Here is a 15934-nt window from a genome sequence, read left to right as displayed (position 1 = left end):
CATGTCAAGATGAACGAACTCATCAACGGTGTTGCGCTGGCTCCCTGAGACCGCCCTCGACCGATGTGTGCGGAACGCTCTTGTCGATGCCTGGTTCCCGGCCCCGCCCACGGCGATCGGCTCGCGCGGGCCCGGGCCGGCGCGGGGACCCTCAGTTGGCGTGCAGGTCCGCGTTGAGCGCGACGCCCTCGCGCTTCCACGGCACGGCCTCGACCGCGCCGGAGATCGAGTTGCGGCGGAACAGCAGGTTGTCCCGGCCGGAGAGCTGGCCGGCCTTGACCGGCTCGTTGTCCGCCCAGGCACCGGCCCGGATCTCGACTTTGGTGCCGGCGGTGACGTACAGGCCGGCCTCGACCACGCAGTCGTCGCCGAGCGAGATGCCGACGCCGGCATTGGCACCGAGCAGGCAGCGCTCGCCGATCGAGATGGTCTCCGTACCGCCTCCGGAGAGGGTGCCCATGATCGAGGCGCCGCCGCCCACGTCGGAATCCGCGCCCACTACGACGCCGGCCGAGATGCGCCCCTCGACCATCGAGGCGCCGAGGGTCCCGGCGTTGAAGTTGACGAAGCCCTCGTGCATGACCGTCGTGCCCTCGGCCAGGTGGGCACCGAGACGGACACGGTCCGCGTCGGCGATACGCACGCCGGACGGCACCACGTAATCCACCATCCGCGGGAACTTGTCGATGCCGTGGACGGTCACCGCGCCCCGGGCGCGGAGCCTGGCGCGGACGATCTCGAAGCCCTGGACCGCGCAGGGACCGAAGTTGGTCCACACCACGTTGGTCAGGGTGCCGAACAGTCCGTCCATGTTGGCGAAGTGCGGCCTGATCAGACGGTGGCTGATGAGGTGCAGACGCAGGTACGCGTCGTACGCGTCGGCCGGAGGCTCGGTGAGGTCTGCGATCTCGACCCGCACCGCGACGCGCTCGACGCCGCGGTCGGCATCCGGCCCGGTCAGGGCGGCGAGCTCGGCGGGGACCTCGGCGCCGGAGAGGACCCGGTGACCGCTGGCGGCGGCGACCCCCAGCTCGGGCTGCGGGTACCAGACGTCGAGGACCGTGTGGTCGGACGTCAGGGTGGCGATTCCGGTCGCGACGGCTCCGTGTGCACTCATGGTGCCATGCTAATCGTCACCCCCGACGCGCACCGGTGACGGGCATCTAAGGTGGACGCCGTGACCGACGTCCTCGAGCTGACCTCCGACCCGATCGACCTCACCCGTGCCCTGGTCGACGTCCCCAGCCCGTCCCGGGGGGAGGACCGGATCGCCGGGATCGTCCACGCATCGTTGGTCTCCACCGTCGACGCGTTCACGGGCCCGGCGGCGGGGCGGATCGAGGTCCTCCGGGACGGCAACCGGGTGCTGGCCCGCACGGATCGAGGTCTGCCGACCCGGGTCGTGCTGGCCGGGCACCTCGACACCGTCCCGATCGCGGACAACGTGCCGTGCCGGGTGACCGGAGACGGGACGGAGCGGGTTCTGCACGGGTGCGGCGCCGTCGACATGAAATCGGGCGACGCGGTGTTCCTGCACCTGTTCGCCACGCTCGCCGATTCACCCGCACTCGCGCACGACCTCACGCTGGTGATGTACGACTGCGAGGAGATCGAGGCCACGGCCAACGGGCTGGGGTTCCTCGAACGCACTCACCGCGAGTGGCTGGCCGGCGACGTGGCGATCCTCGGGGAACCGACGGGTGGCCTGATCGAGGCCGGCTGTCAGGGCACGCTACGGATCCGGGTCCACGCCCGCGGGGTGCGGGCGCATTCCGCCCGTAGTTGGTTGGGGGACAACGCCGTGCACCGTCTGGCGCCCGTGCTCGACGCGGTGTCGAGCTACGCGGCGCGCTCGGTGGACATCGACGGCTGCGTCTACCGGGAGGGGCTCCAGGCGGTTCGGATGTCGGCAGGCGTCGCCGGGAACACCGTGCCGGACGAGGCGTGGCTCGACGTCAATTTCCGTTCGGCCCCCGATCGCGACGCGGACGCCGCCCTGGCCCATGCTCTCGACGCGCTCGGCCTCACCGGCCTTCCCCGGGTGCCGGACGGGCAGGAGCCGCTCACCGGGCCCGGCCTGTCCTGGGAGCTGACCGACCTCTCGCCGGGTGCGCTGCCGGGACTGTCCGCGCCCGCGGCCGCGGATCTCGTGAAGGCGGCGGGCGGTAGGGTGCGCGCCAAGTACGGCTGGACGGACGTGTCCCGCTTCGCCGCCCTGGGCATCCCCGCCGTCAACCTCGGTCCGGGCGATCCGGGCCTGGCCCACACACGGGACGAACACTGTCCTGCCGAGCAGATCACCGAGGTGGCCGCCACTCTCCGCGCCTACCTCACCATGACCGGCTGAACCCGCGCCCACCCTGCACACCGGGACGCCGGGCGCGCCCCACACACCTGAAGGAGTTTCAAGACTCATGGCCCCCACCGACCCCGTGCACCTGCGCGGCCCCGTGCTCGTCCGCCGCCAGAAGGGTGACGAGCGGACGACCACGGATCAGCGCCTGCTCGACCAGAACCAGGACACCGACTGGCTGCATACGGACCCGTGGCGGGTGTTGCGGATCCAGAGCGAGTTCGTCAACGGATTCGGCGCGCTGGCCGAGCTGCCGGACGCCGTCAGCGTGTTCGGCTCGGCCCGTACCCGCCCGGGCGATCCCGTGTACGAGCAGGCGGTCGAGCTGGGCAGGGCGCTCACCGAGGCCGGGTACGCCGTGGTCACCGGCGGCGGTCCCGGGCAGATGGAGGCCGCGAACAAGGGCGCCTGGGAGGCCAACGGCCGGTCCGTGGGCCTGGGGATCGAGCTACCGATGGAGCAGGGACTCAACAGGTGGGTGGACCTCGGCCTGCACTTCCGGTATTTCTTCATCCGCAAGACGATGTTCGTCAAGTACACGCAGGCGTTCGTCTGCACCCCCGGGGGCTTCGGGACCCTCGATGAGTTCTTCGAGGCCATCACGCTGGTCCAGACCGACAAGATCACCCGGTTCCCGATCGTGTTGCTGGGCGTGGACTTCTGGACCCCACTAGTCGACTGGATCCGGGGCACGCTCGTCGAGCACGGCATGATCTCCGCCCCAGACGCGGACCTGTTCCTGGTGACAGACTCGGTGTCCGAGACCGTCGAGTACATCCGGGACGCGCACGAGCGCGCGGCGGTGACCGCGGAACAGCGGGAGGACCTGTACGGCGAGGAGCACCGGGGGACCGAGCGCTGATGTCACCCGTCCCGGGCCGGAGGGTCTGCGTCTACTGCGCCTCGTCGTCCTACGATCCGAAGCTCCTGGAGATCGCCACCGACGTGGGCGACGCGATCGCCCGCCGTGGCTGGTCGCTGGTCTCCGGCGGCGGCAACGTCTCGATGATGGGTGCGCTCGCCGAGGCGGCCCGCGCCGGCGGCGCGCGCACGGTCGGGGTGATCCCCGAGGGGCTGCGGGTCCGCGAGGTGGCGGACACGTCGGCCGACGAGCTCGTCGTCGTCACTTCCATGCGGGAACGCAAGCGCGAGATGGAGGAGCGCTCCGACGCGTTCCTCACCCTCCCCGGCGGCATCGGCACCATGGAGGAGATGTTCGAGATGTGGACCTCGGCCTCCCTCGGCTTCCACTACAAGCCGGTGGTCCTCTACGACCCGATCGGCTTCTACACACCGCTGCTGGACTGGGTCGCAAACCTGGCCGAGCAGGGTCTGGTCCACGAGGAGGCCTTCGACTGTCTCGTGGTCCGCGACGACCTGGACGCCGCCCTCGACGCCTGCGGGGGTCGTCGGTGACGCGTCCCGTCCCGGCTCCGCTACCGACCCTCTGCGGTCGCGCGGTGCCGATCGAGCGCCCGCTGGTGATGGCGATCGTCAACCGCACACCCGACTCGTTCTACGACCGCGGCGCCACGTTCACCGACACGGCGGCGATGCGGCGGGTCGACGAGGTGGTGGCCGCCGGGGCGGACATCCTCGACATCGGTGGGGTCAAAGCCGGGCCCGGCGACATGGTCGACGCCGAGGAGGAGACCCGCAGGGTCGTCCCGTTCCTCGAACAGGTGCGGCGGCGGCATCCGGACGTGCTCATCTCGGTCGACACGTGGCGCGGTGCGGTCGCCCGTCGTGCGGTCGCGTCGGGCGCGGATCTGGTGAACGACACCTGGGCCGGGCACGATCCCGGTGTCCTCACCGCCGCGGGCGAGGCGGGGGCGGGATTCGTGTGCTCGCACACCGGCGGGGCGGTGCCGCGGACGCGTCCGTTCCGGGTCGGGTACGAGGATGTGGTCCGGGACGTGGTGGGGGAGCTCACCGCGGCCGCCGATCGGGCGCTCGCGGCCGGGGTCCCCGCGGACGGGGTGCTCATCGACCCCACGCACGACTTCGGGAAGAACACCTTCCACGGTCTCGAACTGCTGCGTCGCCTCGACGAGATCGTCGCCGTGGGCCACCCCGTGCTGATGGCGCTGAGCAACAAGGATTTCATCGGCGAGACCCTCGACACGGACGTCGACAACCGCGGCGAGGGTACCCTCGCGGCCACGGCGGTGGCGGCGTACGGCGGTGCCCGGGTGTTCCGCACCCACGACGTGCCCGGCACCCTGCGCACGCTCGAGATGGTCGCCTCGATCGTCGGCACCCGCCCACCGGCCCGGACGGTGCGCGGGCTGGCCTGAGCCGATGTGCCAGACTCGCAGTCGAACAGGGCCCGCCACCTGACGAGGCGCGCCTGCCGGAGGAGGGAACCCAGGCCATGCTCACCGTCGTCATCTACGTGGTGGTCACCCTCATCATCGCGGCGGCGCTGTTCGCGCTGTCCGTGGTGCTGTTCGGCCGATCCGAGGTGCTCCCGGCGGTGGAGAAGGGGCACACGATCACCTCCTTGCCGGAGGGACCGATCGCCGGTGACGATCTGCGCTCGGTGCGTTTCGGGATGTCCGCCCGGGGCTACACGATGGCGGAGGTCGACTGGGCTCTGGAACAGGCGGCGCGTGAGATCGATGAGCTGCGGGCCTGTCTCGGACAGGCCGGCGTGACCGACGCCTCGTCCCGGCGGTCGGACGGTCGACCGACTCCGGCGTCCGGGTAACGCGGAACACGCTAGAATCGTCGGTATCCACTAGCGGTACCGATCGTGGGTCAGGCGCTGCCTCGCAGTGTCGCCTCGCGGACAAGGACGAAGGGAATCGACCTGATGGCGGCTATGAAGCCCAGGACGGGTGACGGACCGATCGAGGCGGCCAAGGAGGGCCGTGCGATCATCATGCGCGTCCCGCTCGAGGGCGGCGGACGACTTGTCGTCGAGCTGACCCCCGATGAGGCCAAGTCGCTGAGCGTGGAGCTGGCGGAGGCCACCTCGTAATCGCACGTCCACCGATCCCGGCGCATCCGACCCTCGTGGCGGATGCGCCGACTCATATGTCCGGAGGGTTCCCTGATGTCCGCTGATCCCAGTCGCTGCCACCCCGTCCACCCGGCGTCCGGCCGCGGCGCGATCGACCGTCCCCTCCCGGGCCGCCCGCTGCCCGCGGTTCGTGTGGTCTCCGGCGCCGCGCCCGAGGACGCCACGCCCGTGATCACGCGTGCCGCTGAGCGAGGCCGCGCGCCGCGCGGGCGCACGGACGAGGTTCGTGCGGAGGTGCACGAGGGGCGTGCGGTGATCGCGGTCGAGCTCGCCGACGAGCCTCCCCGGGCGGGCTGGGCCGGCGCGGTCGATCACGGGCTCGGCCACCGCCGTGCCGGTGCGGCGTTGGCGCGACATCTGCGGGATGCGCGGTCCGCGGCCCCGGTGGTGGTGGACGTGCCGGACGAGGTGTCGCCCGATCGTGTCGGCGACCTGGTCCTGGGGTACCTGCTCGGCGCGCGCGGTCAGGACACCTTCGCCGCGGATCCGGCGCCGGTGGCGCCGGAGTTGGTGGTGCGGGTGGACACCGCCCGGGTGGCGGCCGGCCGATCAGACCGTGGGGCCGGTAGTGGCCACGACGACGACACCGCCGCCACCGCCGACCACGTCCACCGGGCCGTCGCGGCTGCTCGCGAGGCGGCCCGCGCCACCGCGCTGGCCCGAGATCTCGCCGGCGCACCCTCGGACCTGAAGACCCCCGAGTGGCTCGTGACCCGGATGTCGGAGTTGCTCGAGGCGGCGGGGATGCAGACCAGGGTCCTCGAGGGCGCGGCCCTCGAGGCCGGCGGCTTCGGGGGAGTACTCGCGGTAGGTGGCGGATCCGACGCGGCGCCTCGGGTGCTCGTCGCACGTCGCCCCGGCCCCGGGCCCAGGGTCCTGCTCGTGGGCAAGGGCATCACCTTCGACACCGGCGGGATCTCGGTCAAACCCGCCGAGGGCATGCATCTCATGCGCACCGATATGGCCGGATCAGCGGCGGTCGTCGCGGCCGCCGAGGCGTTCTGCGCGGCCGGCTCCGACCCCGTGCGCGCGGATCTGGACCTGACCGTGGTGGTGCCGTCCGCGGAGAACATGCTCTCGGGGTCGGCATACCGGCCCGGCGATGTGGTCACCCACGTCGGGGGGATCACCTCCGAGGTCACCAACACCGACGCCGAGGGCCGCATGGTCCTCGCCGACGGCCTCGCCTACGGGATCTCGGAATCCGATCCGGATGTCGTGGTGGATGTCGCCACGCTGACCGGGGCGATGAAGGTCGCGCTGGGAATGCGCACGGGAGCCGTGATGGCAACGGATGACGACCTCGCCGAGCGCATCGCCGACGCCGGCGCGGGGGCGGGGGAGCGGTGGTGGCGGCTGCCGCTGCCGGACGATCTGCGCCCGGCGGTCCGCTCGGAGATCGCCGACCGTCGCCAGGCGCCCAGGGGGCCGGGCGCGATCACCGCGGCGCTGTTCCTCGAGGGATTCGTGGACGGGCGACCCTGGGTGCACCTGGACATCGCCGGCCCCGCGCGGTCCCCGGAGGAGATCGACGAGGTCGGGCCGGTCGCGACGGGGTTCGCCACCCGGACGTTGATCGGCTTCCTGCGGGATCTCGCGGACCGGCCACGCGCGTGAGCCCGGCGTCTCGGGCGCTCCGGCGAGCGATCCCGCTGTTGCGGTGCCCGCTGTGCGGGGAGCCGCTCACGGCGGTCGAGGTTGAGTCGGCCGGTCCCGGGACGCCCGGCCCGGTCACCGGGGTGCGCTGCGATTCCGGGCATGCGTTCGATCGGGCCCGCCAGGGCCAGCTCACGCTCTTCGGCCTCCGCGGAAGACGGTTCGTCGGGGACACCGCCGATCAGGTCCTGTCCCGCGAGCGGGTGCTGGTTTCCGGTGTCCTCGATCCGCTGGCCACGCTGCTCGGCCGGGTCGCAGGCGAGGCGATCGGCCGGGCGGATCGAGAGGACCGCGGCGCCGGGCCCGTGGTCCTCGAGGCCGGCGCGGGGACCGGCTTCTACCTCGAGCGGGTCCTGTCGACGCTCCGCGGCGATCGCGGTGGCGATGACAGCGGGGGCGATCACAGCGGTGGCGCTGGCCGTGGCGGGGAGGGCGACGCCGCCGCACCATTGGGCATCGGCACCGAGATCTCCGTCGCCGCCGCGCGACGGCTCGCCAGAGCCGACGCGGACATCGCCGCCCTGGTCGCGGACACATGGGACGGGCTGCCCGTGGCCGACGATTCCGTGGACGTGGTGCAGGTCGTGTTCGCGCCGAGGAACGCCGCGGAGTTCGCGCGGGTGCTCGCCCCCGGCGGGGTCCTGGTCGTGGCGGGCCCCGGCCCGGGGCACCTGGAGCCGCTTCGTTCGCACGCCGGGATGCTCACGCCGGAGGCGGGCAAGGCGGACCGGCTCGAAGCCGGACTGGCCGGCTATTTCGCACCCGGTGCGGCTCATGTCGTGGACTTCACCGCGCAGGTGCCCGGCTCCGTGGCCGTGGATCTCGCGCTCATGGGGCCCAGCGGCGTGCACCTGGACCGCGGCGGACTCGAGCAACGCCTCGGCGGTGGCGACCGCGAGGTGCGTGTGCACGTCGAGGTCAGGACCTTCCACCCGGTGCGATCAGCGCAGTAGAGACGCGTAGAGCTGGTGCGTCTGTTCCGCGATCGCCTGCCAGGAGAATCTGGTGCGGGCGCGCTCCTGCCCCGCCAGTCCGAAGCGGGTCGCCTTGTCCCGGTCCGCTATCAGGTCGTTGACGGCTGCGGCGAACCCGGCTTCGAACGCCTCGGGCTCGGTGTCGTCGTAGTGCACGAGGGTGCCGGTCTCACCGTCCACCACGACCTCGGGGATCCCGCCGACGTCGGACGCCACGACCGCGGCCCGGCAGGCCATCGCCTCCAGGTTGACGATGCCCAGCGGTTCGTACACGGACGGGCAGGCGAAGACCGTCGCCGCCGAGAGGATCTCGATCACCTCGTTCCGCGGCAGCATGTCCCGCAGCCAGAAGATCCCGTCGCGGCCGGACTGGAGCTCGGCGACCAGACTTTCCATCTCGGCGGCGATCTCCGGGGTGTCCGGCGCGCCGGCGCACAGCACCAACTGGGCATCCGGGTGGAAGTCCCGGGCGGCCCGCACCAGGTGGGGCACGCCCTTCTGGCGGGTGATGCGGCCGACGAACGCGACGATCGGGCGGTCCGGGTCCACCCCATGGCGGCGCAGCACCGAATCGGGGCCGGTGAAGGGCTCGACCGGGGCCCATTCCGTGGTGTCGATGCCGTTGAGGATCACGTGGATACGATCCGGGTCGATCTCAGGGTAGACGCGGAGGATCTCGTCCTTCATCCGGGCGCTCACGGCCACCACCGCGTCCGCGCCTGCGAAGGCGGTGCGCTCGGACCACGACGACACCCGGTATCCGCCACCCAGCTGCTCCGCCTTCCAGGGGCGGCTGGGCTCGAGCGAATGTGCCGAGACCACGTGGGGGATCCCGTACAGCTCACCGGCCAGGTGCCCGGCCAGGCCGGTGTACCACGTGTGGGAGTGCACGATGTCCGCGCCCTCGGCGCCGACGCACATCCGCAGTCCCGCGGACAGGGTCCGGATCGCGGGGTTGGCGTCCGGACCGAGCTCGGGGTCCGGCCGGAACGCGCGCGCCGTGGCCCGGTCCGCGCCCATGCACAGCACGTCGACCTCGCAGAGAGGCCGCAGCGTGGACACCAGCTCGGTCACATGGACGCCGGCTCCACCGTAGACCTCCGGCGGATATTCCCTCGTCATCATCGCTACTCGCACAGACGCCAACCTAGCCGCTGGGGAGCCTTCCCGTCCCGGCCCCGGTGAACACCGTCCGACACCGCGGTGGCCAGCCGGTGCGAGGAGGGGGCAATGCCCTCGATGCCCCGCGTTGATCCGCCCGACACGGTTACGGTAGAGGCGTGAGGAACCAGCCGCACGTCCTAGCAATCGTCCTCGCCGGCGGCGAGGGCAAGCGCCTCTTCCCGCTCACCGCGGACCGGGCGAAGCCAGCCGTGCCGTTCGGTGGGTCGTACCGACTGATCGATTTCGTGCTGAGCAACCTCGTCAACGCCGGATTCATGCGGATCTGCGTGCTGACCCAGTACAAGTCGCATTCACTCGATCGCCACATCTCGCAGGTGTGGCACATGAGCGGTATGGGTGGCGAGTACATCACCCCGGTCCCCGCGCAGCAGCGACTCGGGCCCCGGTGGTACACGGGCTCGGCCGACGCGATCCTGCAGTCCCTGAACCTCGTGTATGACGAGCGGCCGGATCACATCATGGTTTTCGGCGCCGATCACGTGTACCGGATGGACCCACGCCAGATGCTCGATCAGCACGTCGCCACCGGCGCCGCGGTGACCGTGGCGGGGATCCGGGTACCGCGCAGCGAGGCCTTCGCGTTCGGCTGCATCGACGCGGGCGAGGACGACCTGATCCGGGGCTGGGTGGAGAAGCCCGCCGATCCGCCGGGGACCCCGGACGACCCGGACGCGACGTTCGCGTCGATGGGCAACTACATCTTCACCACCGAGGCGCTCATCGAGGCGCTCAGGGCGGACGCGGAGAAGCCGGATTCCTCGCACGACATGGGCGGCGACATCATCCCCGCGCTCGTCGAGCAGGAGCGGGCCTACGTGTACGACTTCGCCAGGAACCGGGTCCCGGGGGAGACCGACAGGGACCGCGGCTACTGGCGGGACGTGGGAACGATCGACGCGTTCTACGACGCGCACAGGGACCTGGTGTCCGTCCATCCGGTCTTCAATCTCTACAACTACCTGTGGCCCATCCGTACCCAGCAGGACAATCTCCCGCCGGCGAAGTTCGTCAACGGGGGGATGTCCCAGGAATCGATGGTGGGTTCGGGCACCATCATCTCGGCCGCGACGGTGCGGAACTCGGTGGTGTCGAACAACGTCATCGTCGAGGACGGCGCGGTGGTCGAGGGGAGCGTCCTGCTGCCGGGGGCGAGGATCGGCCGCGGCGCCGTGGTCCGCAAGGCGATCGTCGACAAGAACTGTCACATCGGTGACGGCGACCTCATCGGTGTGGACCGCGAGCGCGATCGTCGCCGCTTCCCGGTCAGCGCGGGCGGCGTCGTGAGCGTCGCCAAGAACACCACCACGTCGCTGGAGGACTAGCTGTACCGGCCATGGGCGCTGTGCCGCCCCGCGGGTCGGATCAGAGAGTGACGACGGTCAGCCCGGTGCCCACCGGCAGGACCGTCACGTGGGCGTGCTCCGGCAGCTCGGCGTCCTCGGGAAGTGGCGCGTGCTCACCGATCAACACCAGCGCCCCGCCCGCGCGTAGGAGCTGATGGGAGCGCGAGACCACGCGCGACACCGAGTGCTGGGGGACATCCGCGACGACCAGGTCGTAGGCGCCGTCGGCCAGTTTGTCGGCGACCTCGAGCGGGCGGGCCGCGATATACCTCGCCGCGGACGACGGGTGGCCCGCCGAACGTACCGCCGACCGGGCGGCGTCGAGGTGATGGGGGTCGTCGGTGATGCACGTGACCACCGTGCCGCCGCGGGGGCCCGCCGCGGCGAGGATCGCCAGTGCGGGTACGCCGGGCGCGGGGGAGAGGCACACCGCGGCGCGGGCGCCGGTCAGACGGGCCACGAGCCGGATGGCCTCCGCCGTCAACGCGTCCGGTGACACGGCGCCCAGCTCGTCCGCCTCGGCGCGGGCGGGGGCGTAGAGGGAGTCGTCGACGAGATCGGCGCCGCGGCGCGCGATTCCGTCGAGTCCGGAACGGTCGGCGGCGGGGACATCAGCTGAATCGGACACGTGAGCAGCGTATCCGGCGAGCAGTGACGAGCGGCGTGCAACGCGCGGTGATCGGATCGGTATGAGACTCTCAGCCACATCTCAGTGCGGGTATACCGTCAGGACAGCTCTATGAGGGAGGGTGGGCACCGTCGCACCACGAGGGTGCGTCGAACACCGCGCAGGATGCACCGGGTCTGCGCCGGAAGGTGGCCGAATGTACTCACGAACCGTCCACGGGACAGCGATCGCCCCCGAGGCGGATCGAGACGCGATCGTGGGTACGGCACGGTTCGACAGCACCGGCGACGCGGCAGATATGCCGTCCTGGTCCGAGCTCGTGGCGCAGCACGGTGACCGCGTGTACCGCCTCGCCTTCCGTCTGTGTGGCAACGCGCACGACGCCGAGGACATCACCCAGGAGGCGTTCATCCGGGTCTTCCGGTCGCTGGACAAGTACAAGCCCGGCACGTTCGAGGGCTGGATGCACCGGATCGTCACCAACCTGTTCCTGGACCTCGCGCGGCGGCGCGGTCGGATCCGTTTCGAGGCGCTGCCCGAGGACGCGGAGCGGGTGCCGGGCCGGGAACGCAGTCCGGAGCAGGTCCTGTCGGAGGAGTCGTTCGATCCGGTCCTGCAGACGGCGTTGGCGAATCTGTCGCCCGAGTTCCGCGCCGCGGTCGTCCTCAGCGACATCGAGGATCTCAGCTACGAGGAGGTCGGCAGGATCCTCGGCGTGAAGATGGGGACCGTGCGCAGCCGGATCCACCGTGGTCGAGCCGCGCTCCGCGCCGAACTCGAGGCGGCCGGGGTCACCGGAGTACACAGCCGGATCGACTGAGGTCGCGGCCGCGGCCGGGACGCCGGCGAAGCGGGCTGTCCGGGGAACCCCGAGGGGACCCCGGACGTTGGTCTTTCCGACGGGGTCACGGCGGCCCCGGAGTGACCACGTGGCAGGAGGGTGACCGGTGGACGAACGGCATTCCGGACGCAAGCCCGCTCCCGAGTTCACGCTCTCCCAGGAGGCAGCCCGGCGGGTGGCCGACCGCACCGGCCCGCCGCGGCCCCGCCGGACCTTCCTGTCCACCGACCATCTGTCCACGGAAGCCGCCGCCGCGTACGTCGACGGCCGGCTGCCGCAGGCCGGCCAGAACCGTGCCGACGCCCACCTCGCGTTGTGTGACCAGTGCCGTCGCGAGGTCGACGATCAGCGCGAGGCCCGTCGCGCCCTACGCGGATCCGGGCCCATCCGCATGCCCAGCGACCTCCGTGACCGCCTGAGGTCCCTGGAGGACGAGGGCCGCCGGGCGGAGGCCGACCGCCGGGGCGAGATGACACCGCAGCGGGCGCCGGGGCACCCGGCGGCGTCAGTCGAGCCCGATCGCGGCGGGCCGTGGTCGAGGCTGCTGCGCCGACTCCGCCGCCCCGGCCACTAGGGTGGGCCGGGTGGAGGATCTGACTGGCGTGCCCGCGAGCGCGGGACGAGGCGAGGACCCCGACCGTCCCCTGCGCGAGCCCGCCCCTATCGATCGTCCGAGAGTCGACGAGGACGTCGCCGCGCGTTTCTCCCGCCCCGTCGGCGTCACCGGGGGGTTCGCCCCCGGACGCCCGGGCGGCGGGGCGACCGGATCCGGCGGTGGTTCCGGCGCGGAGGTGCCGACAGAGGCCGCCGCACCGCGCGTGGAGGACCCGGCGCTGGCCCAGGCTTTCGGTCCGACGCCCGGGGCCGGGCGGGGCATCGAGCGCCACCCGTCCTGGCAGGACGAGGTCGCCACGCCGCCGCCCCCGCAGCCGGACCCGTGGAGGGATCCGAACGCACCGGTGGGCTTCGGCGCGTCGGCCGTGCAGGAGGAACGGGACCCCGCGCCCGTGGACCTCACGCGCACGGATACCGCCCCGGCTCCCCGTCTCACCCTGTCCGAGGCGCTTTTCGAACGTCGACTGAGCCGGCAGGCACTGGCCGGTGCGGCTGCCCTCGTCGCCGTCGTCGCCCTTGTCGGCGGTGCCATCGGCGCCGTCGTCGCGGATTCCGCGCGCGTCCTCACCACCTCGACGGTGCGCATCGCCGACGCCCCGGACACCGTGGCGGGGCCCGGCAACACCGTCGGCGAGGTGGCCCAGCGGGTTCAGCCGGCGGTGGTGAACATCCAGGTCTCCTCCCCGTCCGCGCGCGGCGAGGGGTCCGGCATCGTGATCGACCCGCAGGGCTACATCGTCACCAACAACCACGTCGTCACCATGGACGGGGCGACCGACCGCGCGGACATCGACGTCGTGTTCTCCGACGGCTCCCGCGCCCCCGCCGAGATGGTGGGACGCGACCCCGCCACCGACCTGGCCGTTCTCAAGGTCGAGGGGGTGGAGAACCTCACCGTCGCCGCACTGGGCGACTCGGACAGCGTCGAGGTGGGCGAACAGGTGATCGCGATCGGCTCCCCGCTCGGATTGGTGCGGACGGTCACCGAGGGCATCGTCTCGGCCACCCAGCGACCGATCGCTCTCGGCGAGTCCACCTCGGACGGCGACGTGGTGATCGACGCCATCCAGACCGACGCGGCCATCAACCCGGGCAACTCCGGCGGTCCGCTCATCGACGGCACCGGCGCCGTCATCGGCATCAACACCTCGATCTTCACGCAATCGGGCGGATCCATCGGGCTCGGCTTCGCCATTCCCGTCAACGACGTCCGTGACATCGCGACCTCCTTGATGACGGAGGGCGCCGTCCAGCACGCCACGATCGGGGTCAACGCGCGTAAGGCCGACAACGGATCGGTCGAGGGCGCCGAGATCGTGAACGTCCGCGACGGCTCGGCCGCCCAGGAGGGCGGACTCAGGGAGGGCGACGTGGTGACCAAGGTCGGTGACCGCCCGGTGCGATCGTCCGACGAGCTGGTGGTCGCGGTGCGGCGCGCCGGGGCGGACGACGACGTCCCGGTCGAGGTCGTCCGTGACGGGAGCCGCGTCGAACTGACCGTCCGTCCGGTGCTGGGCTGACCGCCGCCCCCGTGGGCGACGTCTCACTCCCGTGGACGCGCCGGACGACGTATCCTCGACAGCGATATGTTCACGAACGTGGGGTGGTCCGAGCTACTGGTGCTCGGCGTTGTCGCGCTGGTGGTCCTGGGGCCTGAACGGTTGCCGGAGGCCGCCCGGTGGCTCGCCTCCGCGATCCGCAAGGTCAAGGAGTTCGCGGGAAATGCCCAGCAGCAGCTCAAGGACGACTACGGAGCGGATTTCGACGAGTTCAAGGAGCCACTCCAGCAGCTCAACGAACTGCGTGGACTGAGCCCGCGGGCGATGGTCACCAAGCATCTGCTCGATGGCGACGATTCGTTGTTCTCCGGCAACTTCGACGCCGCGGCGCCCGCCGGGGGCGCGGTGGCGGCCGGCCCCGCGGTCACCGGCCCGGCCACCACCGGCCCTTCGGCCACCGGCTCGACCTCGGGAACCGCGCCGCGGCCCACCAAGCCGCAGTCGGCTTCCGGTACGAGTTCCACGGCGGCACCCGCTCCGTCATCGCCGAGCGGCGCGACGAACTGGGACGACGCGACCTGAACCCAGGTGTCGCACTGACTCTGCTGCGGTCCGCCCGGGGCGGGCCGCTCTCGGCGGCCCGCCCCGGCCTCGGATGTCAGAGGTGGCGGGTGGTGTCGATCCCGAGGTTCATGCCGGCGAGGCCGCGGGGGCGCACCGCGAGGCCGTCGGCGATCTCCAGGTAGGCCTTGCCGGCGGGGGAGTCCGGCGCGGCGAGAACGATCGGGGTGCCCTCGTCGCCGTGCTCGCGCACGGCCTGTTCCAGGGGGACCTGGCCGAGCAGCTTGACCGTCGCGCCGACGGAGCGGGACAGATTGGCCGCCACCTCCGCTCCGCCACCACTGCCGAAGACGTCCATCCGGGTCCCGTCCGGGAGTTCGAGCCAGGACATGTTCTCGATGACGCCGGCGATTCGCTGACGGGTCTGCAGCGCGATCGACCCGGCCCGCTCGGCGACCTCGGCGGCCGCCTGCTGCGGGGTCGTCACGACGAGGATCTCCGCGGACGGGATGAGCTGCGCGATTGAGATCGCCACGTCACCGGTGCCGGGCGGCAGGTCCATGAGCAGGACGTCCAGGTCTCCCCAGTAGACGTCGGCCAGGAACTGCTGGAGCGCGCGGTGGAGCATGGGGCCGCGCCAGACCACCGGGGTGTTGCCCTTGGTGAACTGGGCGATCGAGATCACCTTCACGTCGTGCGCGACCGGCGGCAGGATCATCTGCTCGACCTGGGTCGGGCGGGCGTCCGTCCCCAGCATCCGGGGGATCGAGTGGCCGTAGATGTCCGCGTCGAGGACGCCGACCGACAGTCCACGCTCGGCGAGGGCCGTGGCGAGGTTGACCGTCGCGGTGGACTTGCCCACGCCGCCCTTGCCGGAGGCGACCGCGTAGACGCGGGTGAGGTTGCCGGGCTGGGCGAACGGGATGACGGGCTCGGCGGCGTCACCGCGAAGGTGCTTACGCAGCTCCGTTCGCTGTTCGTCGCTCATCACGTCGAGCTCGACGCCCACTTCGCCCACACCGGGGACGTCGGACACCGCGGCCCGGACGCGGTCGGTGATGGTGTCCCGCATGGGACACGTCGCGACGGTCAGGTAGATCCCGACGTCGACTCTGCCGGTGGCGGGATCCACCTCCACGCCCTTGACCATGCCGAGCTCGGTGAGCGGCTTACGGATCTCCGGATCATCGACCTTGGCCAGCGCGGCGCGGATCGATTCTTCGCTGGGTGCACTCATGATGACCCGAGTCTAGG

Annotated in this window: 17 protein-coding genes; 13 read left to right on the top strand and 4 right to left on the bottom strand. The window is 71.6% G+C overall.

The genetic code is table 11. The annotated features are described in order from the left end of the window. Positions 1-151: 151 nt before the first annotated feature. Complete coding sequence (gene dapD / locus ACWGLC_RS11460) at positions 152-1117, bottom strand: 2,3,4,5-tetrahydropyridine-2,6-dicarboxylate N-succinyltransferase (RefSeq protein WP_452100019.1); 966 nt, start codon at positions 1115-1117, stop codon at positions 152-154. Between the two features lie 60 nt (positions 1118-1177). Between dapD and dapE the strand changes: the two genes are divergently transcribed. From dapE to ACWGLC_RS11420, 8 genes are all read left to right on the top strand, one after another. Next, on the top strand, positions 1178-2347 hold the full coding sequence (gene dapE, locus ACWGLC_RS11455) for a succinyl-diaminopimelate desuccinylase (RefSeq protein ID WP_452100018.1): 1170 nt from the start codon (positions 1178-1180) through the stop codon (positions 2345-2347). Positions 2348-2414: 67 nt separating this feature from the next. Further along, on the top strand, positions 2415-3215 hold the full coding sequence (locus ACWGLC_RS11450) for an LOG family protein (protein WP_452100017.1): 801 nt from the start codon (positions 2415-2417) through the stop codon (positions 3213-3215). Next, on the top strand, positions 3215-3769 hold the full coding sequence (locus tag ACWGLC_RS11445; RefSeq protein ID WP_452100016.1) for an LOG family protein: 555 nt from the start codon (positions 3215-3217) through the stop codon (positions 3767-3769). The genes ACWGLC_RS11450 and ACWGLC_RS11445 overlap by 1 nt, the downstream gene beginning before the upstream one ends. Positions 3770-3837: 68 nt before the next feature. Beyond that, the gene (gene folP, locus ACWGLC_RS11440) at positions 3838-4650 is read left to right on the top strand and encodes a dihydropteroate synthase (RefSeq protein ID WP_452100024.1); all 813 of its coding nucleotides are present in this window, start codon (positions 3838-3840) and stop codon (positions 4648-4650) included. Between the two features lie 77 nt (positions 4651-4727). Beyond that, a complete protein-coding gene (locus ACWGLC_RS11435; protein ID WP_452100015.1) occupies positions 4728-5063 on the top strand; it encodes a DivIVA domain-containing protein in 336 nt (111 codons plus the stop codon). A 105-nt stretch (positions 5064-5168) separates the two neighbouring features. After that, positions 5169-5336, top strand: coding sequence for a DUF3117 domain-containing protein (locus tag ACWGLC_RS11430; RefSeq protein WP_230930417.1), 168 nt, complete (start codon positions 5169-5171; stop codon positions 5334-5336). A gap of 75 nt (positions 5337-5411) precedes the next feature. Continuing rightward, positions 5412-6995 (top strand): leucyl aminopeptidase family protein, encoded by a 1584-nt coding sequence (locus ACWGLC_RS11425; protein WP_452100014.1) that lies wholly within the window; start codon positions 5412-5414, stop codon positions 6993-6995. Further along, positions 6992-7987, top strand: coding sequence for a methyltransferase type 11 (locus tag ACWGLC_RS11420; protein ID WP_452100013.1), 996 nt, complete (start codon positions 6992-6994; stop codon positions 7985-7987). Before ACWGLC_RS11425 ends, ACWGLC_RS11420 begins: the two co-directional genes overlap by 4 nt. Here the strand turns inward: ACWGLC_RS11420 and glgA are convergent. Next, complete coding sequence (gene glgA, locus ACWGLC_RS11415) at positions 7976-9145, bottom strand: glycogen synthase (RefSeq protein WP_452100012.1); 1170 nt, start codon at positions 9143-9145, stop codon at positions 7976-7978. The genes ACWGLC_RS11420 and glgA overlap by 12 nt on opposite strands. Before the next feature lie 143 nt (positions 9146-9288). Between glgA and glgC the strand changes: the two genes are divergently transcribed. Continuing rightward, complete coding sequence (gene glgC / locus ACWGLC_RS11410) at positions 9289-10515, top strand: glucose-1-phosphate adenylyltransferase (RefSeq protein ID WP_452100011.1); 1227 nt, start codon at positions 9289-9291, stop codon at positions 10513-10515. 40 nt (positions 10516-10555) lie between these two features. Here the strand turns inward: glgC and ACWGLC_RS11405 are convergent, their stop codons facing one another. Then, complete coding sequence (locus ACWGLC_RS11405; protein ID WP_344993355.1) at positions 10556-11164, bottom strand: O-methyltransferase; 609 nt, start codon at positions 11162-11164, stop codon at positions 10556-10558. A gap of 196 nt (positions 11165-11360) precedes the next feature. On the opposite strand from ACWGLC_RS11405, the gene sigE reads away from it, so the two are divergent. From sigE to tatB, 4 genes are all read left to right on the top strand, one after another. Then, positions 11361-11984, top strand: a complete 624-nt coding sequence (gene sigE / locus ACWGLC_RS11400; RefSeq protein WP_344993352.1) for an RNA polymerase sigma factor SigE — start codon at positions 11361-11363, stop codon at positions 11982-11984. A gap of 127 nt (positions 11985-12111) precedes the next feature. Continuing rightward, complete coding sequence (locus tag ACWGLC_RS11395; protein ID WP_452100010.1) at positions 12112-12579, top strand: anti-sigma factor family protein; 468 nt, start codon at positions 12112-12114, stop codon at positions 12577-12579. 10 nt (positions 12580-12589) lie between these two features. After that, a complete protein-coding gene (locus tag ACWGLC_RS11390; protein WP_452100009.1) occupies positions 12590-14140 on the top strand; it encodes a S1C family serine protease in 1551 nt (516 codons plus the stop codon). A 66-nt stretch (positions 14141-14206) separates the two neighbouring features. Next, entirely contained in the window at positions 14207-14701 is a 495-nt protein-coding gene (gene tatB, locus ACWGLC_RS11385) for a Sec-independent protein translocase protein TatB (protein WP_452100008.1), read from the top strand. Between the two features lie 76 nt (positions 14702-14777). Here the strand turns inward: tatB and ACWGLC_RS11380 are convergent, their stop codons facing one another. Continuing rightward, the gene (locus ACWGLC_RS11380) at positions 14778-15917 is read right to left on the bottom strand and encodes an Mrp/NBP35 family ATP-binding protein (protein WP_230930408.1); all 1140 of its coding nucleotides are present in this window, start codon (positions 15915-15917) and stop codon (positions 14778-14780) included. Positions 15918-15934: the final 17 nt, after the last annotated feature.

The sequence above is a fragment of the Dietzia sp. NPDC055877 genome, from assembly GCF_053615975.1.
Note: the sequence above shows the minus strand (reverse complement) of the source record. Positions and strands in the feature narration are given on the sequence as shown.